Raw genomic sequence first — 23,772 nt, 5'->3', positions numbered from 1 at the left:
ATGACCACCCATATCGCCCTGCTGCGCAGCGTCAGCCCCGGCGGCCAGAAGCCGATCGCGGCCCAGACCTTTGTCGACCTGCTGGGCGAGCTGAGCCTGACCAACGCCCGCGCGGTGGGCGGCGCCAACAATCTGGTGTTCGACAGCCCCGACCGCACCGGCGCTGACCTGCAGAACTTCCTTGAGACCGAGATCCACGCGCGCCTGGGCTTGCGCACCGATATCTATGTCCGCACCGCCCAGGCCTGGGCGGCGATCATCGCCGCCAATCCCTATGCCGAGTTCGCACAGACCGATCCTGGCCTGCTGATGACCCTGTTCCTCAAGGATCCGCCGGACAAGAAGGTGATCGGCGCCCTGCGCAGCAAACTGTCAGAGGGCGAGCAGCTGCGCGTCGAGAGCCGCCAGTTCTACGTCACCTATCCCAATGGGCTGGGTGCGTCGAAGTTCAGCAACGGGCTCGTCGAGAAGGCCCTGGCCACCCGGATCACCGGCCGGCCGTGGACGATCGTGCAGGCGATCGGCGAGGCTGTGGACGAGGCTGTGGACGAGGCTGTGGACGAGGCTGTGGACGAGGCCGTTTAAGGCCTCGCCCGTTCTCAGCGACCTGGTATTCGCTCATAGACCACCAACCGGGTCCGCCTCAGCGGAACGACCCAGGCGACGAGACCCGAACCCTCCGAAAGCGCCTTTGATCAGGCCTGCTGCTCGCCTGACGCAGGCAAGGCCGGGCGTGCGGTGGCCAACAGCAGATAGCCGGCCACCGCCGACACGACGGAGCCGCACAGCACCCCGATCTTGACCTCGTCGAGCAGCAGCGGATCGGCGAAGGCCAGGTTGCCGATGAACAGGCTCATGGTGAAGCCGACCCCGCACAGCAACGCTACGCCGTACAGCTGGCGGACAGTCGCGCCGCGCGGCATGTCGGCGAACCCCAGCTTGATCACCGCCATGGCGGCAAGGAAGACGCCGGCCTGCTTGCCCAGGAACAATCCCAGCGCCACCCCGACCGGCACCGGAGCGAGAACCGTCGCCAGGGTCACCCCCGCGAAGCTGACGCCGGCATTGGCCAGTCCAAACAGCGGCACGATCACGAAGGCCACGGGCCTGTGCAGGGCATGCTCCAGCTGGTGAAGCGGCGAACGGCGATCCTCGGGCCGGCCGCGCGACGGGCGTAGCGGAATGGTCATGGCCAGAACGACCCCGGCCAAGGTGGCGTGAACGCCGGACTTCAGGACGCATAACCAAAGCGCCACGCCCAGCAACAGATACGGCCACAGCCAGGTCACCTTGAAACGGTTGAGGGCGATGAGGGCGATCGTGACGCCGCCCGCCAGGGACAGCGCCAGGACGTTGAGTTGGTCGGTATAGAAGACGGCGATGATCAGGATGGCGACCAGATCATCGAGAATGGCGATCGCCGTCAGGAAGATCTTCAACGAGGCCGGCGCGCGCGATCCCAGCAGCGACAGGACGCCCAGTGCGAAGGCGATGTCGGTGGCCGCCGGGATCGCCCAGCCGCGAAGATGCTCTGGCGTTCCCAGATTGACCGCGCTGTAGATCAGGGCCGGCGCCACGACCCCGCCCAGCGCCGCAACGCCGGGCAGGATCAGGCGCGAGGGCTTCGAAAGCTGCCCGTCCAGCACCTCGCGCTTGATCTCCAGCCCAACCAGCAGAAAGAACACGGCCATCAGACCGTCATTGATCCAGTGCGCGAGGCTTTCGCGCATCGCCAGGCCGGCGATGGTCCCGCCGATCTCGATATGCAGCACGGCGTTGTAGGCGGCGGCCCAGGGCGAATTGGCGACCAGCAGAGCCAGGGCCGCCGCCGCCATCAGGACGTAGCCCCCCGCCGCTTCATGATGCAGGAACTCGCGCAGAGCCGAGAGTGCGCGCGTCCAGAGTCTGGGCTTCGGTTCAAATGCCACGGCGGCCTCCAAAAGCATGGGTCAAGCTATCGTGACGTCCGGTTATCGACGGACGCCGGACCGAATTCGCTGGAGGCGCGGCCTGGCCGCATGAAGCGACCTGATATCTGCCGCGCAATCTGGCCATGCCGGCGTCAAGGTCAAGCGAAACCGGCTCTCCCTGTTCAAGGCGCGCGACGGAACAGCCGAGATCCGCCAGCGTGCTCGGCATGGTGATACGATTGTGGAGCTTCATGGCAGCATCACGCCCTGATCCCGCGCAACCTGACGACACCCAGGGCATGGCTTCGGGAAAGAATTGACCTCCGCCACGGCTCGGCACAGAACGTCTCAAGCGCCAGATTCCATCTCGACTGGAAAGCGGCGCAGGCGCCCCGGATCGTGGGCCACTGGGGAGAAGACACTTGGATAGACGTCAGTTTCTTGCTGCCTGTGGGATCGGCGCCGGCGGCATCCTCATGCCCGGCTTCGGCCAGGCCATCGCCGCGCAACAGCTGGTGGAAACCCTCGACGTGGCGGTCAAGAAGCGCCTGGCCGACGCGGCCATGAGCGCCGCGACCGCCGCCGGGGCCAGCTATTGCGACGTGCGCGTCGGTCGCTACCTGCGCCAGTTCATCGTCACCCGCGAGGCCAACGTCCAGGCGGTGACCAATACCGAATCGAGCGGCGTGGGCGTGCGCGTAATCGCCGACGGCGCCTGGGGCTTTGCGGCCACCAACAACATTTCGGCGGAATCGGTCGCCCAGACCGCCCGCCTGGCCACAATGATCGCCAAGGCCAACGCCAAAAGCCAGACCGCGCCCGTCCGCCTGGCTCCGACCAAGGGCGTCGGCGAGGTGAAATGGGCCACGCCCATCCGCCGCAACGGCATGGAGGTCTCGCTGCAGGAGAAGGTTGACCTTCTGATGCGCGTCAACGGCGCGGCGCTGACGGCCGGGGCCAGTTTCGTCAATTCCAGCCTGTTCCTGATCAACGAGCAGAAATACTTCGCCAGCACCGACGGCTCGTACATCGACCAGGACGTCCACCGCATCTGGGCGCCCTTCACGGTGACCGCCATCGACAAGGCCAGCGGCAAGTTCCGCTCGCGCGAGGGTCTCTCCGCGCCGATGGGCCTGGGCTACGAGTATCTGGACCACAAGGCCGAGGACAAGAGCCTCGCGCCCAACGGCATCATCAGCTACGGCAAGTCCTATGACATGGTCGAGGACGCCAAGGCCGCCGCCGTCCAGGCGCGCGAGAAGCTGACGGCCAAGTCGGTCAAGCCGGGCCGCTACGATCTGGTGCTTGACCCCAACCATCTGGGCCTGACCATCCACGAGTCGGTCGGCCACCCGCTCGAGCTCGACCGCGTGCTGGGCTACGAGGCCAACTATGCCGGGACCAGCTTCGCCACGCTGGACAAGCGCGAGGCGCGCTTCCAGTACGGCAGCGAGATCGTCAACCTCACGGCCGACAAGCTGCAGCCCGGTAGCCTGGGCGCGGTCGGCTATGACGACGAAGGCGTCGGCACCAAAAGCTGGCCGCTGATCCAGGACGGCAAGCTGGTCGACTATCAGGCCACCCGCGACCAGGCCCACATGCTGGGCAAGACCGAGTCCGACGGCTGCTCCTATGCCGACTCCTGGTCGACGGTGCAGTTCCAGCGCATGCCCAATGTCTCGCTGCAGCCGGGCAAGAAGAAGATGAGCCTGGACGACATGATCTCGGGCGTCGAGGACGGGATCTACATCCTGGGTCGCGGCTCGTTCTCAATCGATCAGCAACGCTACAACGCCCAGTTCGGCGGCACGCTGTTCTACGAGATCAAGGACGGCAAGATCACCCAGCCCCTCGAGGACGTGGCCTATCAGATGCGCACGCCCGAGTTCTGGAACGCCTGTACGGCGATCTGCGACGAGCGCGACTACCGCCTGTTTGGCTCCTTCTTTGATGGGAAAGGCCAGCCCAGCCAGGTTTCGGCCGTGAGCCACGGTTCGTCGACCACCCGGTTCGACGACATCAATGTCATCAACACCGCGCGCTCGCTCGGTTGATCGGGTCGAGGGAGACAGTCCAATGAGCATCATGACAGAGGCCGAGGCCAAGACGATCCTCGACAAAGTCATCAAGCTGTCGACGGCAGACGAGTGCACCGCCCAGCTGACCGGATCGGTCGAAGGCAATATTCGTTTCGCCCTCAACAACGTCTCGACCAGCGGCGTGGTCAGCAATACCGATCTGTCGGTCCAGGTGGCGTTCGGCAAGCGCGTCGGGTCGGCGTCGATCAACGAGTTCTCGGACGCCGCCCTGGCCCGCGTGGTCAAGCGCGCCGAGGAACTGGCCAAGCTGGCGCCGGAGAATCCGGAGTTCGTCACGGCCGTCGAGGCCCAGACCTACAAACCCAGCGCGACCTTCAGCGCCGCGACCGCCGCGATCACGCCCGATCAGCGGGCCGAGATCGCCCGGGCCTCGATCGCCCCCTGCCGCGCCCAGAACCTGATCGCCGCCGGCTTCCTCAATGACGAGCAGAGCTTCGTCGCCTTCGCCAACAGCAAGGGCGCATTCGGCTATCAGCGCGCAACCGAGGTCGACTATACCTGCACCGTGCGCACAGCCGATGGCCGGGGGTCGGGCTGGGTCAGCCGCAACCTGCAGGACTCCACCAGCTTCAAGCCAGCCAGCGACATCGAGATCGCGATGCGCAAGGCCAGCGCCTCGGCCGAGGCCCAGTCGCTGGAGCCCGGCAAGTACACGGTTATCCTGGAGCCGGCCGCCGCCTCGGGCCTGATCTCGTTCATGCTCAACTTCTTCGACGCCCGCCAGGCCGACGAGGGCCGCAGCTTCCTGTCCAAAAAGGGCGGCGGCAACAAGCTGGGCGAGCAGGTCTATGATCCGCGCGTCACCTTCACGGCCGACCCCTGGCACCCCGAGCTGGCGGTGCTGCCGTGGGACGCCCAGGGCCGGGCCCGCGAGCGCATGCCGCTGGTCGAGAACGGCAAGATCGCCAACCTGCTCTACTCGCCCTATTGGGCCCAGAAGCAGGGCAAGAAGGTGGTGGGCCGGCCAGGCAACATCATCATGTCGGGCGGAACCAAGTCGACCGCCGACCTGGTGCGCGAGACCGAGCGCGGCATCCTGGTGACCCGCACCTGGTACATCCGCATGGTCGATCCCCAGACGGTGCTGCTGACCGGCCTGACCCGCGACGGCACCTTCTACATCGAGAACGGCCAGTTGAAGTATCCGGTGAAGAACTTCCGCTTCAACGAGTCGCCGGTGATCATGCTCAACAACATCGATGACCTGGGCCGGCCGGTTCGGGTCAGCGAGGGCGGTCAGATGCAGTACATGATCCCTCCGATGCGCGTGCGTGACTTCACCTTCACCTCGCTGTCGGACGCCGTCTGACCGGATAACGCATGGCCGGTAACCGCGTAACGCGTTCTGAGTGCCTGCGCCTGCTGACGGGCGGCGCATTGGGGGGCTGGCTTGCCAGTCTCCCGTCCGCCGCCCGATCGGCGCCCGTGTACGACTTCTGGTTCACGCGGCTGCGCTACGACTCCGGCGACTGGGACGTCGACCAGCGGATGCCGTCAAATATCCTGACCTCGCTGATCGACTACACTAACCTGCGTGTCGATCCGCAGGAGCGCGTGGTGCGACTGTCGGATCCGGCGATGCTGACCGCGCCGTTCTGCTATCTGGCCGGCCACAAGCTGGTGGAGTTCAGCCCCGCCGAGGCCGCCAATTTCGAACGCTATGTGCGCAACGGCGGCTTCGTGTTCGTCGATGACTGCAACCACGATATCGACGGCCTGTTCGCGCGATCGTTCGAACGCCAGATGACAAAGCTGTTCGGCGCCGAGGCCCTGCGCAAGCTGCCCAACGACCACGCCATCTATCGCAACTTCTTCAAGTTCGACGGCCCGCCCGCCACCAGCTTCGAGCTGAACGGCTGGGGCGACGATCTCGTGCATGACTACCTCAAGGGCATCGAGATCGGCGGGCGCCTGGGCCTGCTCTACAGCAACAAGGATTACGGTTGCGAGTGGGATTACGACTGGCGCAACAAGCGCTTCCTGGCTGAAGACAACACCAAGTTCGCGGTCAATATCGTGCTCTACGCCCTGACCGCCTGATCCTGCCTCTCGCCTGCTCGGAACCGCGATGACCCAGACCCCCACCGAAGCCGATATCGCGCTCAAGCTCGAGCGCCTGGGCCAGCTGCGCGCGGCGATCGGCCAGGCCATCTTCGGCCAGGACGAAGTGGTCGAGCAGCTGCTGATCGGCCTGCTGGCCGGCGGCCACTGCCTGATCGAGGGCGTGCCGGGCCTGGGCAAGACGCTGCTGGTTCGCACCCTGGGCCAGGCGCTGTCGCTCGAGTTCCGCCGCGTCCAGTTCACCCCCGACCTGATGCCCAGCGACATCCTCGGCACCGAGGTGCTGGAAGAGGATCACGGCACCGGCCATCGCAGCTTCCGCTTCCAGCCGGGCCCGGTCTTCACCAACCTGCTGCTGGCCGACGAACTGAACCGCACCCCGCCCAAGACCCAGGCGGCCCTGCTGGAGGCCATGCAGGAGCACACGGTCAGCTATGCGGGTGTCACGCATGCATTGTCCGAGCCGTTCTTCGTACTCGCCACCCAGAACCCGCTCGAACAGGCCGGCACCTATCCCCTGCCCGAGGCCCAGCTTGACCGCTTCCTGCTCAACATCCGGGTCGGCTATCCCACGGCCGAGGAGGAGCGGGCGATCCTGGCCCTGACGACCGGCGGCGCCATCGCCGCGCCCGCCCCGGTGATGACCGGACCCGACATCGTCGAGCTGCAGAAATGGGTGCGCCAGGTGCATGTCGGCGAAGGCCTGCTGACCTGGATCACATCCCTTGTCCGCGCCAGTCGTCCCGGCCCCGACGTACCCGCCGCCGTCCAGACCTACGTCCGCTGGGGCGCCGGCCCGCGGGCCGGCCAGGCCCTGGTGCTGGCCGCCAAGGCCCGTGCCCTGCTGCACGGACGGCTGGCGGCCACTCGGGCCGACGTCATCGCCCTGGCGGCGCCGGTCATGCGCCACCGCATCCTGCTGTCTTTCGCGGCCGAGGCCGAGCGCAAGACCACCGACGACGTCGTCGCCGCCCTGCTGGCCGCCCTTCCGGCGCCGACGCGGGACTGATCGCGGCGCATGTCTCCGTTCGACCTCCCTCCCGACCTGCGCAGCCGCTTGCGACGCCTGTCGCTGGCGCCCCGCGCGGCCGCGATGCTGGTCGGCGATGGCATGCACGCCAGCCGCAACCGCGGCGGCGCAATGGAGTTCGCCCAGTACCGCGCCTATGAGCGCGGCGACGATCTGCGCCGCGTCGACTGGAAGCTCTATTCACGGTCGGACCGCTTCTTCGTGCGTGAGGCCGAGCGCGAGAGCCCGGTGGCGATCTGGATCGTCCTCGACGCCAGCGCCTCGATGGGTCAGGCCGATGTCGCCCGCCCCGACTGGTCGCGCTTCGACGCCGCCCGCCGCCTGACCGCCGCCCTGATCGAGATCGCCCTGCAGCAAGGCGACCGGTTCGGCGTCATCGTCGCCCAGGCGCAAGGGGCGCTGGTCCTGCCGCCGTCCAGCGACAAACGGCATCGCGATCGCATCCGGCTGGCGCTCGGTCCGCTCCGCCCCGGCGGTGTTCCGGCCTGGGAGCGGGACGTGCAAACCCTGGGCGAGCGCATCGCGCCCGGCGACATGGCCCTGTTCGTCACCGACGGCTTCGACGAGGCTTGCGTCACGGCCGCCGAGCGTCTCGCCGCATCCGGTCGCGACGTGTCGTTCATCCAGCTGCTGACCGCCGACGAGCGCGACTTCCCGTTCGACCGCAGTCTTCGCTTCCGCGATCCTGAAGGCGACGCCGAGCTGGCCGGCGACGGTCGGGCCCTGCGTCAGGACTTCCTGGCCCGCTTCACCAAGGCCCGCGCCGACCTGCGCGCGCGGCTCGAAGGCCGGGGTGTCCGCTATGTCGAGCACTTCACCGACCAGGATCCGGACCAGCCCATCCAGAAGCTGTCCCAGCCGGCGCCCCAGCGATGACGCCGACCCTGCTCCTGCCGGCCGCGCTGGGCGCCCTGATTGCGATCGCGGTTCCTCTGGCGATCCATATCGCGCGGCGGACCGAGACCCAGACCATCGACTTTTCGGCCCTGCGCTGGCTCAACCCAAACCCAAGGCCGGTGCGACGCCTCCGGCTGGATGAGCGACTGCTGCTGGCGGTGCGGATCGCCCTGATCCTCGCCATCGCCCTGCTCCTGGCCCAGCCCGTGGCGCGGCCCCCGGGCGATGGCCGAGCGGTGGTCGCCGTCTCGCCAGCGGTCAACATCGCGGACGTCCCTGACGGGGATGAGCGGCGGGTCTGGCTCGCGCCCGGCTTTCCCGGCCTCGACCGCCCCGCGCCGGCCTTGCCGACGAACCTGGCCAGCCTCATCCGCCAGCTCGACGCCGAGACACCCGCCAGGACGCCGATCGCCGTGGTCGTGCCACCGGAGCTGACGGGTGTCGACGCTCAGCGCCTCTATCTGTCCCGCCCGGTGGACTGGCGGGTCACCGCCTCGTCGCGCCAGCCCGCGCCGGTCGCGGCGCGAGCCCCGCCTGCACTGATCGTTCGCTATTCCCGGGACGGCGAGGACGCTGTTCGCTACTTCCGCGCGGCGGCGACAGCCTTCGCCGAGCCCGGCAAGCCGCCCGCCTTCGACGCGGGCCCTGTCGATCGTCCCCTGCCCCGCAGCGCCCGGTATCTCGTCTGGCTGTCCAGCGCGCCGATGCCATCGGCCCTTCTGGACTGGATCGAGGCCGGCGGCGTGGCGCTGCTGGCCCATGACGCGCCATCCCCTGTCGAGGGCGCGCAGCGGGTGACATGGCGCGACGCGACCGGCGACCCGCTGGCCAGCGTAGGCCGCTTCGGCAAAGGGCGCGTCCTGCGCCTGACCCGCCCGCTGGAACCCAGGGCCATGCCGGCCCTGGTCGAGGCCGACTTTCCGGCGACCCTGTGGTCGCTGCTAGCCCCGCCGCCGGCGCCCGCTCGCGTCGCCTCGGCCGACTATGGGCCCACGGTGCGGGCGACGCCCGGCGCCCCGTCCTACAACCCCCATCCCGTAGACCTGCGTCCATGGCTGGCCGTGGCTATCGCCGCGCTCTTCGCGGTCGAGCGCTGGCTGGCCACCCGGCGGCGACGGCCGGTCGCCGCATGATCGCCGCGCTCTCCCACCACCTGCGGGCCGCCCGCCAGCGGAGCCTGCTCGACACGATCGCCGTCGGACTGCCGATCGTTCTGGCCCTCGGCGCCGCGACCTGGCGGCTGGTCGGCCTCGGGGCGGCGTTGGCCGCGATGACCCTCGGGGCCCTGGCGCTGGGCTGGACGGCCTGGAAGCGAACCCGCCGCTTCGACCCTGCCTGGCTGACCGCCGCCTTGGACGCCCGCGCGCCCGACCTTGAGGACAGCAGCGATCTCCTGCTCCGCGCGCCGGGCAGCCTGGAGGGCCTGGCGGCCCTGCAGCAGGCGCGGCTGCAAGCTCGGCTGACCGAAGCCGCTGCGCTCGACCTGCGCCCCGACTGGTCGCGCCGCTGGATCGCCTGGACCGCCGGCCTCAGCGCCGTCGCGATCCTGGCCGTCACGCTCTGGCCATCCCCGCACGACGCAGCCGGCGGTGTCGGCGGCGTTCGATCGGCCTCGCCCCTCAGCGCGCCCCGGATCGCCGGCGCGCGGCTGCGCGTCACGCCGCCTGCCTATACCGGCCAGCGCCCGTTCGAGCAGAGCAGCCTCGACGTGCGCGCGCCCGCCAGTTCGCGCATTGAGTGGGCCGTGAACCTCGTTCCCAGTCCCGGCGCCGCGACCCTGAGCTTCCCGGGCGAGCCGCCCCTGTCCCTTCGTCGACAAGGCGGGCGCTGGCTGGGCGACCGGGTCTTCGCGCGGTCGGCGCTGTATCGAATCGAGGCCCCAGGTCTGCCCCGCCAGCGCCTGCATCGGGTGGAGATGATCCCTGACGCCGCGCCGGTGGTGCGTGTCCTGACGCCAGACAGCGCCCTGACACTCACCGCCCCAGGCCAAACGCGCTGGGCGCCCGTGTTCGAGGTCCGTGACGACTATGGTGTGGCGGCCGCCGCCCAGCTGCGCGTCACGATAACCAAGGGCGAGGGCGAAAACATCACCACGACCGAGCGGACCCTGCCCCTGAGCGGCCGGGGCGACGCGCGGCTCAAGCGTTTCGCCGCCGACCTCGACCTGACGCGCGAAGGCCTCGAGCCCGGCGGCGACATGATCGTTCAGCTGGTCGTCAGCGACAATCGCGCGCCCGCGCCCCAGATGGTCGAAGGTCCCAGCATCATCCTGCGCTGGCCGGCCGCCATGGGCCTGGCCGACGGGCTCGAAGGCATGGCCCGCCAGATCCTGCCGGTCTATTTCCGCAGCCAACGCCAGATCATCATCGACGCCGAGGCCTTGATCGCCCAGCGCAGCCGGATCTCCCCGGACACCTTCCTCGACCGGTCCAACGGGCTGGGCGCCGACCAGGCCCAGCTTCGCCTGCGCTACGGTCAGTTCATGGGCGAGGAGGTCGAGGGCGGCGGTGGCGGACTGTCCATCCCGACCAATGACGCGCCCGCGCTGGACCTGCCGACGAACGACGGCCCCGCATCGGCGCCCGCCAAGCCCGAGCCCGTGGAAGAACATAGTCCCGACGACGGGCACGATCATGGCGCCGAGCCTGGAACCTTCGGCGAGATGGGCGATGTGGTCGCCCAGTTCGGCCATGCGCACGACACCGGCGACGCCGCCACCCTGTTCGATCCGGGAACACGCTCGACCCTGGCCCAGGCGCTGGACGCCATGTGGGACTCCGAACGCGCCCTGCGTCAGGGCAAGCCCCGGGACGCCCTGCCTCACGCCCATCGGGCACTGGACCTGCTGAAGAACGCTCAACAGGCCACGCGCATCTTCCTGGCGCGCGCGCCGTCGAAGATGCCGCCGGTCGATCTGTCCCGCCGCCTTACGGGCAAACGCGACGGCATTGTTTCGGGCCGACTTGTTCCGACGACGCGCGATCCCGCCGACACGCCGGCTGTCGAGGCCTGGCGCACGCTGGGCGAGACCCAGCCCGCCGCGCCCCTGCGCCTGGACGCCCTGGCGCGCTGGGTGACGGCCAACCAGAAACGCCTGGCCGATCCCCTGGCCCTCTCGGCCCAGATCGACACCGTTCGCAATGAGCCCGGCTGCCTTGACTGCCGTCAGAAGCTGCGCGCGCTGCTCTGGACGGCGCTGGAGCGACCGCCGGCCGGCGTCCTGCGTCGCGCCCCGGCTGACGCCCGCGGCCGCCGTTATCTGGACGCCCTGCGATGATCGGCGATCTCCAGATCTGGACGGCGGCCCTGATCGCCGTGGCCGTCGGCGGCGGCGTTGTCCGGCTGGCGCTTCGGCGTCGGGAGGCGGCGGCGGCGACGCGCGGTCCTGCATGGCGCTTCGCCACACTGGTCGGTCTGCAAATCCTCGGAGGCGTCTTTCTGCACCTGACGCTCTTCCCCCCTTCGGTGGGGACATCCCCCGGACGCCTGGTGATCGCCACGCGCGGGGCGCCGCCGACGTTGCGCGCTGCCGGTGACGTGGTTGTCGCCCTGCCGGAGGCCGGCGCGGCGCCCGGCGCCATCCGCGTTCCCGATCTCGGCACGGCCCTGCGCCTCTATCCGCAGGTCGGACGGCTGCGCATCGAGGGCGAAGGCCTGACACCCCGCGACCAGATCCCTCTGGACCGGCCGGCGGAGTTCATCCCCGCGCGGGCGCCGAGCGGCCTTGTCGACCTGACCTTGCCCGGCCCGGTCGCCCCAGGGGCGCGCTTCAGCGTGGCTGGCCAGATCGGCGCACTGACGTCAGGCGTGGTCGAACTGCTCGACCCGGCTGGCGCAGTGGTCGATCGCGCCGAGGTGAAGGCCGGTCAGCGCTTTAAGCTGTCGGCTTCGTCGCGGGCTTCAGGGCTGGCGCTGTTTGATCTGCGCCTGAAGGACACGGCGGGCCGGCTGCTCGAGCACATCGAGATCCCGGTCCATTCGCGAGCGCAGCGACAGCCTCGCGTCGTCGTCCTGGCGGGCGCCCCCAGCCCCGAAACAAAGTATCTCCGCCGCTGGGCCCAGGACGCCGGCATCGCGCTGAGCGTCGAGATCGATGTCGGCGGCGGCGTGCGCCTGGGCGATGCACCGACGCCGCTGACGCGAGCGACCCTGGCCGAGGTCGATCTCGTCGTCGTCGATGATCGCCTCTGGGAGACCCTGTCGATCGGGGAGCGGGCCGCCCTCGGGGGCGCGGCCCGGGATGGTCTTGGTCTGCTGCTGAGACCCACGGGACAGCTCTCCGACACCACCCGACGCGAATGGACCGGGCTGGGCCTGGCAAACGTTGGTGGCGACGATGCGCGAGCCTTCCGTCTCGGCGGATCGGCCCTGCCCGCCGCGCTCGAGCTCAACCGGCTTGGCCTGGTCCAGACCGGGCGAGACGCCGTGCCGATGATCCGGGATGCGGCCGGCATAGCCCTCGCCGCCTGGCGTCCGCGCGGCCAGGGCCGGGTGGGCCTGTGGATCGTGGCCGACAGCTATGCTCTGACCCTGAGCGGCCAAGGCGACCGTTATGGCGAACTTTGGAGCGAACTCTTTTCGACCCTGGCTCGACCGGGCGAGCCTGCGGTCGTGCGCCTGGACGCGATCGCAAGGCCGGGTGAGCGCGCGGCGCTGTGCGCGGTCACCCAGCAGGTTCGCGTCATCGACCCTGAGGGCGTCGAAAGCCGGCCGCGCCTCGATCCGGCGACCGGACCCGCAGCCTGCGCCGCCTACTGGCCCCACCGGTCTGGATGGCACAAAATTGTGGATGGCGAGGTCGAGACGGCTGTGTACGTCCACCCCGCCGATGCGGCCCCGTCTCTGGCGCACAGCGCAAACCGGCAGGCGACGCTGGCTCTGGTGGAAGCCGCTTCCGGGCGCGGAGCGGACGCGCTCGTCGCTGCTCCCGGATCGCCCTGGCCTTGGGCCGCGAGCTTGCTCGCCGTGCTGGGTTTACTGTGGTGGCTGGAGCGACGATCGGCGCCGGGTCGGCGGCTTGCCGGGCGGTAGAGGCGTTTCGTGATCACGCGCGCTCAATTAGATGAGGCGTTCATGGCGACGCAAGCTCGCAGCGATTGACGTCAAAGCGTCATCCAGCCCCGCTAGTCGAAGCTGAACCGTTGGAGGCCCTATGCTCAATCTCGCCGTCGCGCTGTTTCTAGGCCTAGCATCCTCCGCCCTGCCCCCCTGTCCCAAGGACGACCTGGCCTGCGCGCGATCGCGGCTGGACACCGAACTGAGGATGAACGACCTGAGCGCTGTGGGCACCCACAACAGCTACAAGCTGGCGATCCCGGCCGACGAGCTGGCCGCCATGGTCGCTGCGCGCGGCCCGGCGGCCCTGGGCATCGACTATGCGCACCGACCGCTGGCCGAGCAGCTGGACGCCGGGGCGCGCCAACTGGAGCTCGACGTTGTCGCTGATCCTCAAGGCGGGCGCTATGGGAGCCCCCTGACCGCCCTGGGGACCGGCGCGACCCTGTCGCCCGACTTCGCAGCGGCGCTGGCCCAGCCGGGCTTCAAGGTCCTGCACATCCCGGATGTCGACTTTCGCTCCTCGTGCCTGACCTTCGTGGCCTGCATCTCGCAGGTGAAGGCCTGGTCCAGGGCCCACCCCGACCACGCCCCCATCCTGATTCTGATCAATGCCAAGGACGGCCCCGCCAGCTTTCCCGGTGGCGTGACGCCCCTGGCCTTTGACGAAAAGGCCTTCGACGCGCTGGACGCCGAGGTTCGCGCCGTGTTCGCCGAGGCCGATCTGATCACCCCCGACCGGGTGCGTGGCCAGCACGCCACCCTGCGCGAGGCCGTGCTGGCCAAGGGCTGGCCCAAACTGGGCGCGTCGCGCGGCAAGGTCTTCTTCGCCCTGGATGAAACTCCCGAGAAGGTGGCGTTCTATCGCGCCGCCCGTCGTTCGCTGGAAGGCCGGGCTATGTTCGTCAACACCGACGAGGCTTCGCCGGCGGCGGCCTATCTGACTCTGAACGATCCGATCGCCCAGAAGGACCGCATTGCCGCCGCCGTGAAGGCCGGCTTCATCGTCCGCACGCGCGCAGACGCCGACACCCAGGCGGCGCGGGCCAACGACATCAGCCAGCGCATCGCCGCCCTGAGCAGCGGCGCGCAGTATGTCTCAACCGACTATATCTGGGCCGACCCGCGCTTTGCCGGCGGCTATACGGTGCGGCTGCCGGACGACGACGTGGCCGTCTGCAATCCCGTACGCGCGGCCGGGCGCTGCGACGGCCTGGCGCTGGAGGTCCTGCCGGGCGCGCCAGCGCGGGGATCTCGGCCATGAGCAGCGACCAGACCTGACGACCCTCTAGCCCGGTCGCCCTCTCCGCGCGCGGCCAGGCTACGGGCGACCGCCCGGCCTGCGACAGCCAACCAGACCGGCGATAGCCGACAGGGCCTCTATGTCGAAGGCTCTTTCCAGGGCGTCGGCGATCTCGTCCAGAGCGGCGTGCACGCGGAGGCCTTGGTCCAATCCATCCGACGCCACGCCCAGCGTTTCCAGAAAGGCACGGCGCGCCGCGCCCTGGTTGAACAGGCCATGGACGTAGCAGCCCATGATCCGTCCATCGGCAGAGACTGCGCCATCTGTGGCGCCGCTATCCATCAGCAGCATCGGGCGCTCTGAGCCGCTCGTGCGCCCAACATGCATCTCGTAGCCCTCGAAGCGTCCGCCTGCCCCAGCCAGTCGGCCCGAGGCGGGAGCGAGCACCTTGTCGCCGGTCAGGACGGTGTCGACCTCTAGGAAACCCAGACCCTGGACATTCTCCGGCGGCCCTTCGACGCCATCGGGATCGCTGAGGGTCCGTCCCAGCATCTGATAGCCGCCACAGACACCCAGCACCCTCCCCCCGCGCCGAACATGGGCGGCAAGGTCGATGTCCCAGCCTTGGGCGCGCAGGAACGCCAGGTCCGCGAGGGTCGCCTTGGTGCCGGGCAGGATCACCAGATCCGCGTCGCCCGGCAGGGCCTGGCCGGGCGGTATGAAGCTGAAATCAACGTCCGGCTCGACGTGGAGGGCGTCGAAGTCGTCGAAATTGGCGATGCGTGACAGCATGGGCGCGACGATCTTCAAACGCCGCCCCGCGCCCGGCCTTGACCGGTCAAGGACCACAGCGTCCTCAGCCGGCAGCGACCGGGCGGACGAGAGCCAGGGGGCCATGCCAAGATCGGCCCAGCCGGTGCGCCTGACGATCTCGGTCCTCCCGTCATCGAACAGCGAGGGATCGCCTCTGAACTTGTTGATCAGGAAGCCCTTGATCATCGCGCAGTCCGGCCCGTCGAGCACCGCGTGCGCGCCCACCAGGGCGGCGATGACATGGCCTCGGTCAATGTCGCCGACCAAAACCACCGGCACGTTCGCGGCGCGTGCAAAGCCCATATTGGCGATGTCGCCGGCGCGGAGATTGGTCTCGGCCGGGCTGCCAGCGCCCTCGACGATGACCAGGTCGCATTGCGCCTCAAGACGACGGAAGCTCTCAAGAACGGTGTCGAGAAGCGCGCCCTTCTGCGCCTGATAGCCGCGCGCCTGCCAGGTTCCCGCCATCTTGCCCAGCACCACCAGCTGGGCGCCGACATCGCTCTGGGGCTTGAGCAGCACCGGGTTCATGTCGACGGTCGGCGGCGTGCGACAGGCCATGGCCTGCAGCGCCTGGGCGCGGCCGATCTCGCCGCCGTCCGCCGTGACGGCGGCATTGTTGGACATGTTCTGCGGCTTGAACGGCCGAACGCTCAGGCCGCGATTGGTGAACAGCCGGCACAGACCCGCGACAAGCACGGACTTGCCGACATCGGATCCACACCCCTGAATCATCAAGGCGGCCAGGTCTGTTCTCCCAGAAAGTGTCCGACGAGGACGCGGCGACTGTCCCTTGTGGGGACCGCCGCCGCGCCACGCTAGGCTCTAGAACTTGGCGCGAACGCCGATGAAGGCGCCGCGTTCGGGCGCCCCATAGTTCAGGATGGTCTGATAGTCCTTGTCGAACGCGTTTTCGACCCGCCCATACACTTCAAGCGTCTCGTTGATCGGATAGGACGCTCGCAGATCGATCAGCGTGTAGCCGGCGACGGCGACGGTGTTGGCTTCGTTGTTGAACGTCTTGCCGACATGACGCGCGGCGATGGTGGTGTTCAGACCGACCCGCCAGCGATAGGTCGCCGACAGATTGGCTAGGGTCTTGGGACGGCGGGTCAACTGCCGGCCCGCATTGGCGCCCGAGGCGTTTTCGGACTCCGTATAGGCATAGTTGCCGGCCAGGGTCAGGCGGTTGGTCGCCTCGAACTGGGCGATCAGTTCCAGACCCTTGGCCTGCGTCTTCTGGATGTTCTTGTAATAGCCCCACCGGAAGGCGCCGCCCGGGTTGCAGGGGACGTCGGTCGCACCGAACGAGCACGAGAAGAAGCGGATCTCGTTGTCGGCCTCGCGGGCGAACAGCGTGGCCGAGACCTTGGCCTTGCCGCCCAGAAGACGCTGCTCGACCCCGGCGTCCCAGCTGTCGAACTCTTCGGGGCTCAGGTCCAGATTGCCGTATTCGCTATAGAGCTCGTACAGGCCTGGCGCCCGGAAGCCTTGGCCAAAGCTGGCCCGCAGCACGGTATTGCCCTCGTTCAGCGCCCAGGCGGCCGAGACCTGACCCAGGGTGTGGCGGCCATAGGTGTCGTGGTCCTCGTAACGCAGACCGCCCGTCAGGGTCAGACCCGGAACGATCTCGGCCTGAAGCTGGCCATAGACGCTGTCGACGCCGACGCGGCCGGTGCGGAAGGCCGGATTGGGCTTTGTCAGGCTCGGCGAGCGGGTTTCCATCCGCGACCGCTCGCTTTCAGCGCCGAACGAAGCCGTCAGGGTATCGGTGACCGCGAAGGCGCCTTGATACTCCCAGCGCTTGTTCCGGCCGGTAGAGTCGAAGGTCAGCGGAACGGCGGCACGCGCCGGATTGATGTTCTCTCGAGCGGTGTCGGTGTAGCCGTAGGCGATACGATTGGTCCAACGCCCGTCCAGCAGGGCGAAGTTCAGGCCGGTGTAGATCACCAGTTCCTCGGTCCGGCCAAACTCGGCGGAGTCGGTGTTGAACCCGTCGAAGTCGTTCTTGCCGCGCGAATAGACCGAGCGGACCTCGGCCGAGACCGCGTCGCTGAAGGCGAAACGCACGCGCCCCGAGAGGCCGGTGTTCTGATAGCCGTCCTTCTCCTTGCCGGGCGCATAGGAAGAAAACCCGTCGGTGGTGTAGTAGCTGCCCGCCAGCCGCCAGGTCAGACGATCGGCGACCCCGCCGGCCCCGGCCCGGATATAGCCGGTGCCGCGCGCGCCGCCCTCGACGCTGGCATTGCTCTCGAACGCCTCGATCGGTTCGGCGGTGACCATGTTGACCACGCCGCCGATGGCCTGACTGCCCCACAGGGTCGACTGGGCGCCGCGCAGAACCTCAATGCGCGAGACATCGCCGACCAGCAGATTGCCGGAATTGTAGCCGCCCTGGGTCGAGGACGGATCGTTCAGCTTGACGCCGTCGATCAGCACGACGGTGTGCTGGGTCTCCGCGCCCCGGATATAGAGGCTGGTCGCCGATCCCGGCCCGCCATTGCGGGCGAAGGTGACGCTGGGCGTCTGGGCCAGAAGCTCGACCGCCGTCGTGGCCTGGCTGGCCTTGATAGCTTCCGGCGTCAGAACGGTGATGGACGCGCCGACCTTCTCGATGGGTTGCACCGAACGGGTGGCGGTGACCACCAGTCCCGACAGGGCCCTGGCCCCGATGGTGCCGGCGACGTCGGTTTCCGGAGCCCTCTGCTCTTCGGCCATGGCGGCGCCGGAGATCAGGAGGGTGGATATTGCGCTGGAGCACAGAAGCGCTCGGATCATGGTCTTTCCCTTTGAATGACCCGCGCACGTCCTCAAGCCCCGAACGCCAGGAAGCGCCCACGACGAGAGGCCGCGACGCGGCCTGACTGAAATGTCGTTTCGCGGGAAATCCCGTTCGTTCGGCGCACCCCGGCCGGACGATGAACGACTGCGTCGGGCAGGTCTCCTGGCTCACGGGTCTAGGCTTTGCGCGTCGCCTTCCCAGGACCGAGGTCCCAGTGGCATGTGACGCGTAAGCTCGCCGCTTACAGTTGCGGGGGCAGCCGGGGTTTTGAACCCCGTTCCCTATTCATCCTCTTGCGAGGAACCTGACGCAAAATCAGCCCTATAGGTTGCGCTGCACACCGTCAATGCAGCGCTCCCGGCGATCAGAATCGGCGCGATGTGTGTCGATAGTCGTCAGGTCGAGCGTTCGCCGCGCAGACTGGCGGTCGGTCTGCTAGACAGGAGCTGATCTGATCGACTCTCGAATCCGGAGTGAATTGCATGCGTTTCCTGGCTCTTGGCTTGACGGTTTCGATGTCGATCCTGGCTGGCTGCGCGACACCGCCCGGCGCCCCGGACGCGGTTCCGCTGGCGGCCTTTTTCGACTGCGCGCGCGACAGGGGCGTCCTGATTTCGGCCCACCGTGCGGTGCTGGACGACACCACGCCGGAAAACTCGCTGGCCGGCATTCGCGCCACCGGGACGGCTATCCGCCCTGCTCTCCTCGAGATCGACGTGACCAGAACGCGGGACGGCGCCCTGGTGCTGATGCACGACTCCACGTTGGACCGCACCACCACGGGCCGCGGCCGCGTTGCTGACAGTACCCTGTCGCAGGTGCGTGCTGCGCGCCTGCTCGACGGGGCCGGCAAGGTCACGGATACACCGCCGCCCACCTTGCGTGAGGCGCTGGATGCGGCCGGCGCGGTCGGTGCGATCGTGACGCTGGACTTCAAGAGTTCAGGCGCGGACGGCGACGTCCTCACCCGGCAGGTGATCGCCGAGACCCGCGCCGCGCGCGCCCAGGGCCGGGCGGTGCTGATCGTCTATAACGACGCGGACGCCCTGCGCCTGGCGCCCCTGGCCCCCGAGATGATGATCTCCGTGCCCGTGTCCGGTCTGGACCATCTGGCCAGCCTGACGCGCGGCGGGCTGCAGGCCAATCGTATCCTGGCCTGGACGGGAACCCGCGCCGAAAACCCGACGCTGTGGGCGGACCTTCGCAGGGAAGGCGTAGAGCCGATGTTTGGAACCCTGGGCGCGCCGGACCGTCGCGCGGACGACCGCTACGCGGCGGACGGCAATCCCGACGAGTATGGTGATCTGGCCAGGGCCGGAGTCGCGGTGATCGCCACCGATACGCCCAAGGTCGTCAAGGCGGTGCTGGCGAAGGCGGTTAGGGCCCCCGCGGCCTGCAAGCTTGACTGATCCCCGCCCCCAACGGCCGCCCCGCATAAAGATCCGAACAAACGTTTGGGATGGGCTCAACGGGCTCTGGCGTTTTGGTCCGGTTGGCCGCACAGTTTCGGCAAGGGGATCAGATCCGGAGTTCCGACGATGAAAATCTTAACTGCGATCCTGGCCTTGGGCGCGACGATTGCTGGCCCGGCCCTCGCGGCGCCCCAGGTCGCGACAGTTCGCGTCTCGATCGGACCCGACCTGGCCAAGAAGACCCAGACCCTGGATGCGCGCGAGTTCGACTATCTGACCCGCGAACTCAAGCGCTCGGTCGAGAAGAGACTTGATCGCTCGGGCGCTCTGGATCCAGCCGGCGGCGAGCTGGACCTCGTCATCGAAGACGCTAGGCCCAATCGCCCCACCATGCGGGAAATGAGCGCCAAGCCGGGGCTTTCCTACCAAAGCTTCGGTGTCGGCGGGGCCCGGGTCAGCGGCGAATACCGGGCCGCCTCGGGCGCCCGCACCCCCGTGGCCTATAGCTGGTACGAAACCGATATTCGCTGGGCCCAGTACAATGGCACCTGGAGCGACGCCGATGAGGCGTTCGACCGGCTGGCCGTTCGATTGGCCAAGGACGAGTTCGGCGACCGCTAGCGCAGGGCTCAAGGGCGACGACGTCCAGTGATTTCAAAAAAGGCGGGAACCAACCCGCTGTGTTCGGGAGAGGATTACGCGGAATGACCGATCGACCATCGTCCTGGTCTCTGGCGGCGTTCGCCGCGCCCTGCCTGCCCCTTGCGGCGCTGGGCCTGCCGCTGGTGGTCTATCTGCCGGAATTCTATGTCAGCGAACTGGGCCTGTCGCTGGGCGCAGTCGGCGCCGCCTTCCTGATTGTCCGGCTGATCGACATCGTCTTCGACCCGATCATCGGCGGCATCATGGACCGCACAGGAACCCAGTGGGGGCGGTTCAGGCCCTGGCTGGTGGCAGGCTCACCCCTTGTGATGCTGGGTGCGTTCGGCCTGTTCATGGCCCAACCCGGTATCGGACCGGTCTATCTCTGGCTCTGCCTTATCGTCGTCTATGCCGGCTATTCAATGATGGCGCTGTCGCACACCGCGTGGGCCGCCGTGCTTTCGACCGACTATCAGCAGCGCTCGCGCGTCTATGGCTGGTGGCAAGCCGGCAATGTGCTGGGGATGATCCTGGTGCTGACCCTGCCGCCGATCATCGCCTTGGCCTTCAAGGGCGATCACGCGGCGGGCATACGCTCGATGGGCTGGTTCATCGTCCTGCTGATCCCCCTGACCGTGCTGCTGGCGACCCGCACGGTCGGCGAGCGCCAGGCGCCCGTCGTGCGGCATCGTTCCGGCATCACCCAGTATTTCGCGCTGCTGAAGCGCAGCTCGACCCGCAAGCTCCTGATCGCCGACCTGCTGATGGGCCTGGCGCCCGGCATCGCCGGAGCCCTGTTTTTCTTCTTCTTCGAGCGCATCAAGGGCTTCGACAAGACCGAGGCCGGCATTCTGCTGCTGGTCTATTTCGTGGCCGCCCTGGCCGGCGCGCCGCTGTGGCCAATGCTGGCCCGGCGCATCGGCAAGCATCACGCCCTGGCCGTGGCGTCTGTTGCCTATGCTGCGGTTCAGGTCTGCGCGGTGCTGACGCCCGCCGGCAATACGTGGGCGGGCATGCTGGTCCTGATCCTCGCCGGCCTGCCCTATTCCGCCGCGCCCTTGCTGGTCAGGTCCATGATGGCCGACATCGGCGACGAAGAACGGCTGGCCAGCGGCGCCGACCGGACGGGGCTGCTCTATGCCCTGGTCAGCGGCACGGTGAAGCTGGGCCATGCCCTGGCCATTGGCGCCTTCCCCTTGCTGGCCCTGTTGGGCTTCGACCCAAAACTGCCCACAGCCGTGGGCGAAACGGCTCTGGTCGCGCTCTACTCCGTGGTTCCAGCCGCGATGGGCCTTGTGGTCGCCGCCGTCATGCTGCGCTATCCGCTCGACGCGACTCGCGTCGCCGAGATCCAGCGCCAGCTCGCGGCCAGGGACGCGGCGGCGCCGTCGCACCACGAGCCTGAACCGGATACGCATGCCGCCCTCGCCACCCCCGCCGAGTGACGCCGAACACCCGCTGTTCGCCCTGATCGAGATCATGGCCCGCCTGCGCGATCCCGTGGGCGGCTGCCCATGGGACCAGCAGCAGACCTTCGCCAGCATCGCGCCCTATACGGTCGAGGAGGCCTATGAGGTCGCCGACGCCATCGAGCGCGGCGATCTGGGGGATCTGAAAGAGGAGTTGGGCGACCTTCTTCTGCAGGTGGTCTTCCATGCCCGCATGGCCCAGGAGCAGGGCGCGTTCGACTTCGCCGGCGTGGCCGCAGCCATCTCCGACAAGATGATCCGCCGCCACCCGCACGTGTTCGGCGATCATGCCTATGACGACCAGGCCGCGCAGACAGCGGGCTGGGAGGCCCTGAAGGCCCAGGAGCGCAAGGCCAAGGCCAAGACGGGCGTTCTCGACGACGTGCCGGCGGGTCTTCCCGCCCTGACCCGGGCGGTGAAGCTGACCAAGCGCGCCGCCCGCGTCGGCTTCGACTGGCCCTCGACCAGAGAGGTGCTGGACAAGCTCCGCGAGGAGATCGCCGAACTGGAAGTCGAGATCGAGGCCGGCGACCGGGCCAAGGCGCGCGAGGAACTGGGCGATCTGCTGTTCGTCTGCGCCAACCTGGCCCGCAAGCTGGATGTCGAGCCCGAGGACGCCCTGCGCGCCACCAACGCCAAGTTCAGCCGACGCTTCGCCTATATCGAGGCGGCCTTGGCCAGGGACGGGCGAACGCCCGACCAGTCGGATCTGGCCGAGATGGACGCGCTGTGGGATGCCGCCAAGGCGGACGAAAAGAAGAGCTAGGCTGCGACCATCACGAAGGCGTCGGGAAACTGGCGCTCGAACCGGCCCAGCGCCTGGGTATCCAGGCGTGCGACGATCGTCACGCCGCCCTCCGCCTCATCCTCGCGGCTGAGCACGCGGCCGTTGCGATAGATCCAGGCCAGGGCTTCGCCCTCCCCCGCGGCGATCCGGATGGCGATGGGCGGGGAGTCGTCGATCAGGCCGCTGATGCGCTTGAGCAGCGCTTCACAGCCCTCGCCCGTGACCGACGAAACGGCTGAGGCTTCGGTGCGTCTGGCGCTGCCTTCGACCTCCTCACGGTCCTCCTCGGGGACGAGGTCGATCTTGTTCCAGACCTCGACCACCGTCTTGCCTTCGTCGAACGTGACGCCCAGCTCGGCCAGCACCGTTTCGACGTCGCGGGCCTGGGCCACGCTGTCGGGATTGGCGATGTCGCGGACGTGCAGCACGACGTCGGCCTCCTGCACCTCTTCCAGCGTGGCGCGGAACGCCTCGACCAGTTCGTGCGGCAGGTCGGAGATGAAGCCCACCGTGTCCGACAGGATGGCGGGGCGACCGTCGGGCAGCTTCACCGTCCGCAGGGTCGGGTCCAGCGTGGCAAACAACATGTCCTTGGCCAGGACATCGGCCTGGGTCAGCCGGTTGAACAGCGTCGACTTGCCGGCGTTGGTGTAGCCCACCAGGGCCACGGTCGGGTACGGGACCTTCTTGCGGGCCTTGCGGTGCAGGGTGCGGGTGCGGCGCACCTCTTCCAGTTCGCGCTTCAGCTTCAGAATGTTGTCGGCGATCAGGCGCCGGTCGAGTTCGATCTGGGTTTCGCCCGGACCGCCGGTGTTGCCGGTGCCGCCGCGCTGGCGCTCAAGGTGGGTCCAGGTGCGGACCAGGCGCGAGCGTTCATAGTCCAGCCGCGCCAGTTCGACCTGCAACTTGCCTTCGCGCGTGCGGGCGCGACGGGCGAAGATCTCAAGGATCAGACCGGTCCGGTCGATGACCTTGACGTTGAGCCCGCGCTCCAGATTGCGCTGCTGCACGGGCGTCAGCTGATCGTCGAACACCGCGACGTCGATCTTCTCGACCTCGCAGATCACCGCGAACTCCTCGATCTTGCCCTTGCCGAACAGCGTCGCGGGGGTGACCAAGCGCAGGGGCGCGATCACCGTCTCGACGACATTCAGATCGAGGGCCAGCGCGAGACCGACCGCCTCCTCCAGGCGCGACTGAGGGTCACGCGCCAAGGCGGCGGCCGGGCCTCGCAGAGGCCGCACCGGGTGGATGACGAGCGCCTTAAGAACCGGCGCGGCGCGGTCTACGGATTTTGAGGATTTGGACAAGCGTCTCTAATTCAATCGTCGGAGTCGGCGCTCGGCTCGTACAGCTGGACGGGCTGGGCCGGCATGATGGTCGAGATGGCGTGCTTATAGACCAGTTGCGACTGGCCGTCGCGACGCAGCAGGACGCAGAAGTTGTCGAACCAGCTGACAACGCCCTGAAGCTTGACGCCATTGACGAGGAAAATGGTGAGCGGCGTCTTGGACTTGCGCACGCTGTTCAGGAACGTGTCCTGCAAGTTTTGTTTCTTTTCGGCAGACATGG

Annotated in this window: 19 protein-coding genes and 1 riboswitch; of the genes, 14 read left to right on the top strand and 5 right to left on the bottom strand. The window is 68.2% G+C overall.

Annotation, left to right across the window (positions count from 1 at the left end; all coding sequences use genetic code 11):
• Positions 1-585 carry a DUF1697 domain-containing protein gene (locus ACN2C8_RS08085; protein WP_419255322.1) on the top strand — a complete coding sequence of 195 codons (585 nt, stop codon included), beginning with the start codon at positions 1-3 and terminating at the stop codon, positions 583-585.
• A 110-nt stretch (positions 586-695) separates the two neighbouring features.
• On the opposite strand, the gene nhaA is transcribed toward ACN2C8_RS08085, so the two are convergent.
• Positions 696-1,928: a Na+/H+ antiporter NhaA gene (nhaA, locus tag ACN2C8_RS08080; RefSeq protein WP_419255320.1), complete on the bottom strand. Its 1,233-nt coding sequence runs from the start codon at positions 1,926-1,928 to the stop codon at positions 696-698.
• Positions 1,929-2,332: 404 nt separating this feature from the next.
• Between nhaA and ACN2C8_RS08075 the strand changes: the two genes are divergently transcribed.
• From ACN2C8_RS08075 to ACN2C8_RS08035, 9 genes are all read left to right on the top strand, one after another.
• Complete coding sequence (locus ACN2C8_RS08075; RefSeq protein WP_419255319.1) at positions 2,333-3,964, top strand: TldD/PmbA family protein; 1,632 nt, start codon at positions 2,333-2,335, stop codon at positions 3,962-3,964.
• Between the two features lie 22 nt (positions 3,965-3,986).
• Entirely contained in the window at positions 3,987-5,318 is a 1,332-nt protein-coding gene (locus ACN2C8_RS08070) for a TldD/PmbA family protein (protein ID WP_419255317.1), read from the top strand.
• Positions 5,319-5,329: 11 nt separating this feature from the next.
• Positions 5,330-6,049, top strand: a complete 720-nt coding sequence (locus tag ACN2C8_RS08065) for a DUF4159 domain-containing protein (RefSeq protein ID WP_419255315.1) — start codon at positions 5,330-5,332, stop codon at positions 6,047-6,049.
• A gap of 28 nt (positions 6,050-6,077) precedes the next feature.
• Positions 6,078-7,079, top strand: a complete 1,002-nt coding sequence (locus ACN2C8_RS08060) for an AAA family ATPase (protein WP_419255314.1) — start codon at positions 6,078-6,080, stop codon at positions 7,077-7,079.
• A gap of 9 nt (positions 7,080-7,088) precedes the next feature.
• Positions 7,089-7,976 (top strand): DUF58 domain-containing protein, encoded by an 888-nt coding sequence (locus ACN2C8_RS08055; RefSeq protein WP_419255313.1) that lies wholly within the window; start codon positions 7,089-7,091, stop codon positions 7,974-7,976.
• A complete protein-coding gene (locus ACN2C8_RS08050; RefSeq protein ID WP_419255312.1) occupies positions 7,973-9,130 on the top strand; it encodes a BatA domain-containing protein in 1,158 nt (385 codons plus the stop codon). The genes ACN2C8_RS08055 and ACN2C8_RS08050 overlap by 4 nt, the downstream gene beginning before the upstream one ends.
• Positions 9,049-11,274: a DUF4175 family protein gene (locus ACN2C8_RS08045; RefSeq protein ID WP_419255311.1), complete on the top strand. Its 2,226-nt coding sequence runs from the start codon at positions 9,049-9,051 to the stop codon at positions 11,272-11,274. The genes ACN2C8_RS08050 and ACN2C8_RS08045 overlap by 82 nt, the downstream gene beginning before the upstream one ends.
• The gene (locus ACN2C8_RS08040; protein ID WP_419255310.1) at positions 11,271-13,028 is read left to right on the top strand and encodes a hypothetical protein; all 1,758 of its coding nucleotides are present in this window, start codon (positions 11,271-11,273) and stop codon (positions 13,026-13,028) included. The genes ACN2C8_RS08045 and ACN2C8_RS08040 overlap by 4 nt, the downstream gene beginning before the upstream one ends.
• Positions 13,029-13,149: 121 nt before the next feature.
• Positions 13,150-14,316 (top strand): phosphatidylinositol-specific phospholipase C1-like protein, encoded by a 1,167-nt coding sequence (locus tag ACN2C8_RS08035; RefSeq protein ID WP_419255309.1) that lies wholly within the window; start codon positions 13,150-13,152, stop codon positions 14,314-14,316.
• Between the two features lie 57 nt (positions 14,317-14,373).
• Here the strand turns inward: ACN2C8_RS08035 and ACN2C8_RS08030 are convergent, their stop codons facing one another.
• Together ACN2C8_RS08030 and ACN2C8_RS08025 are read right to left on the bottom strand one after the other, a co-directional pair.
• Positions 14,374-15,855, bottom strand: coding sequence for a cobyric acid synthase (locus ACN2C8_RS08030; RefSeq protein WP_419255845.1), 1,482 nt, complete (start codon positions 15,853-15,855; stop codon positions 14,374-14,376).
• Positions 15,856-15,933: 78 nt separating this feature from the next.
• Positions 15,934-17,886, bottom strand: a complete 1,953-nt coding sequence (locus ACN2C8_RS08025) for a TonB-dependent receptor plug domain-containing protein (protein WP_419255308.1) — start codon at positions 17,884-17,886, stop codon at positions 15,934-15,936.
• 138 nt (positions 17,887-18,024) lie between these two features.
• A riboswitch (cobalamin riboswitch) is annotated at positions 18,025-18,213 on the bottom strand.
• Between the two features lie 159 nt (positions 18,214-18,372).
• On the opposite strand from ACN2C8_RS08025, the gene ACN2C8_RS08020 reads away from it, so the two are divergent.
• The 4 genes from ACN2C8_RS08020 to mazG all read left to right on the top strand — a co-directional run bounded on the left by ACN2C8_RS08020 (position 18,373) and on the right by mazG (position 22,179).
• Positions 18,373-19,299, top strand: a complete 927-nt coding sequence (locus ACN2C8_RS08020; RefSeq protein WP_419255307.1) for a glycerophosphodiester phosphodiesterase family protein — start codon at positions 18,373-18,375, stop codon at positions 19,297-19,299.
• A 129-nt stretch (positions 19,300-19,428) separates the two neighbouring features.
• Positions 19,429-19,923, top strand: coding sequence for a hypothetical protein (locus tag ACN2C8_RS08015; protein WP_419255306.1), 495 nt, complete (start codon positions 19,429-19,431; stop codon positions 19,921-19,923).
• 83 nt (positions 19,924-20,006) lie between these two features.
• Positions 20,007-21,389 (top strand): MFS transporter, encoded by a 1,383-nt coding sequence (locus tag ACN2C8_RS08010; protein WP_419255305.1) that lies wholly within the window; start codon positions 20,007-20,009, stop codon positions 21,387-21,389.
• Positions 21,361-22,179: a nucleoside triphosphate pyrophosphohydrolase gene (mazG, locus tag ACN2C8_RS08005; RefSeq protein ID WP_419255304.1), complete on the top strand. Its 819-nt coding sequence runs from the start codon at positions 21,361-21,363 to the stop codon at positions 22,177-22,179. The genes ACN2C8_RS08010 and mazG overlap by 29 nt, the downstream gene beginning before the upstream one ends.
• Here the strand turns inward: mazG and hflX are convergent.
• Both hflX and hfq read right to left on the bottom strand, forming a co-directional pair.
• The gene (gene hflX / locus ACN2C8_RS08000; protein ID WP_419255302.1) at positions 22,176-23,510 is read right to left on the bottom strand and encodes a GTPase HflX; all 1,335 of its coding nucleotides are present in this window, start codon (positions 23,508-23,510) and stop codon (positions 22,176-22,178) included. The two genes, mazG and hflX, sit on opposite strands and share 4 nt — an antisense overlap.
• 11 nt (positions 23,511-23,521) lie before the next feature.
• Entirely contained in the window at positions 23,522-23,770 is a 249-nt protein-coding gene (hfq, locus tag ACN2C8_RS07995; RefSeq protein WP_013079113.1) for an RNA chaperone Hfq, read from the bottom strand.
• Positions 23,771-23,772 lie beyond the last annotated feature (2 nt).

This window comes from Caulobacter sp. ErkDOM-C, assembly GCF_048541825.1.
GTDB lineage: Bacteria > Pseudomonadota > Alphaproteobacteria > Caulobacterales > Caulobacteraceae > Caulobacter.
The sequence above is the reverse complement of the archived record's forward strand: the minus strand, read 5'-3'. Positions and strand labels throughout refer to the sequence as shown.

What these genes read in the sequence shown, in the direction of transcription:
- ACN2C8_RS08085 (WP_419255322.1), top strand. Translation starts at nt 1, where the DNA reads ATGACCACCCATATCGCCCTGCTGCGCAGCGTCAGCCCCGGCGGCCAG.
- ACN2C8_RS08070 (WP_419255317.1), top strand. Translation starts at nt 3,987, where the DNA reads ATGAGCATCATGACAGAGGCCGAGGCCAAGACGATCCTCGACAAAGTC.
- ACN2C8_RS08065 (WP_419255315.1), top strand. Translation starts at nt 5,330, where the DNA reads ATGGCCGGTAACCGCGTAACGCGTTCTGAGTGCCTGCGCCTGCTGACG.
- ACN2C8_RS08060 (WP_419255314.1), top strand. Translation starts at nt 6,078, where the DNA reads ATGACCCAGACCCCCACCGAAGCCGATATCGCGCTCAAGCTCGAGCGC.
- ACN2C8_RS08055 (WP_419255313.1), top strand. Translation starts at nt 7,089, where the DNA reads ATGTCTCCGTTCGACCTCCCTCCCGACCTGCGCAGCCGCTTGCGACGC.
- ACN2C8_RS08050 (WP_419255312.1), top strand. Translation starts at nt 7,973, where the DNA reads ATGACGCCGACCCTGCTCCTGCCGGCCGCGCTGGGCGCCCTGATTGCG.
- ACN2C8_RS08045 (WP_419255311.1), top strand. Translation starts at nt 9,049, where the DNA reads ATGGCTGGCCGTGGCTATCGCCGCGCTCTTCGCGGTCGAGCGCTGGCT.
- ACN2C8_RS08040 (WP_419255310.1), top strand. Translation starts at nt 11,271, where the DNA reads ATGATCGGCGATCTCCAGATCTGGACGGCGGCCCTGATCGCCGTGGCC.
- ACN2C8_RS08035 (WP_419255309.1), top strand. Translation starts at nt 13,150, where the DNA reads ATGCTCAATCTCGCCGTCGCGCTGTTTCTAGGCCTAGCATCCTCCGCC.
- ACN2C8_RS08025 (WP_419255308.1), bottom strand. Translation starts at nt 17,886, where the DNA reads ATGATCCGAGCGCTTCTGTGCTCCAGCGCAATATCCACCCTCCTGATC.
- ACN2C8_RS08020 (WP_419255307.1), top strand. Translation starts at nt 18,373, where the DNA reads ATGCGTTTCCTGGCTCTTGGCTTGACGGTTTCGATGTCGATCCTGGCT.
- ACN2C8_RS08015 (WP_419255306.1), top strand. Translation starts at nt 19,429, where the DNA reads ATGAAAATCTTAACTGCGATCCTGGCCTTGGGCGCGACGATTGCTGGC.
- ACN2C8_RS08010 (WP_419255305.1), top strand. Translation starts at nt 20,007, where the DNA reads ATGACCGATCGACCATCGTCCTGGTCTCTGGCGGCGTTCGCCGCGCCC.
- mazG (WP_419255304.1), top strand. Translation starts at nt 21,361, where the DNA reads ATGCCGCCCTCGCCACCCCCGCCGAGTGACGCCGAACACCCGCTGTTC.
- hfq (WP_013079113.1), bottom strand. Translation starts at nt 23,770, where the DNA reads ATGTCTGCCGAAAAGAAACAAAACTTGCAGGACACGTTCCTGAACAGC.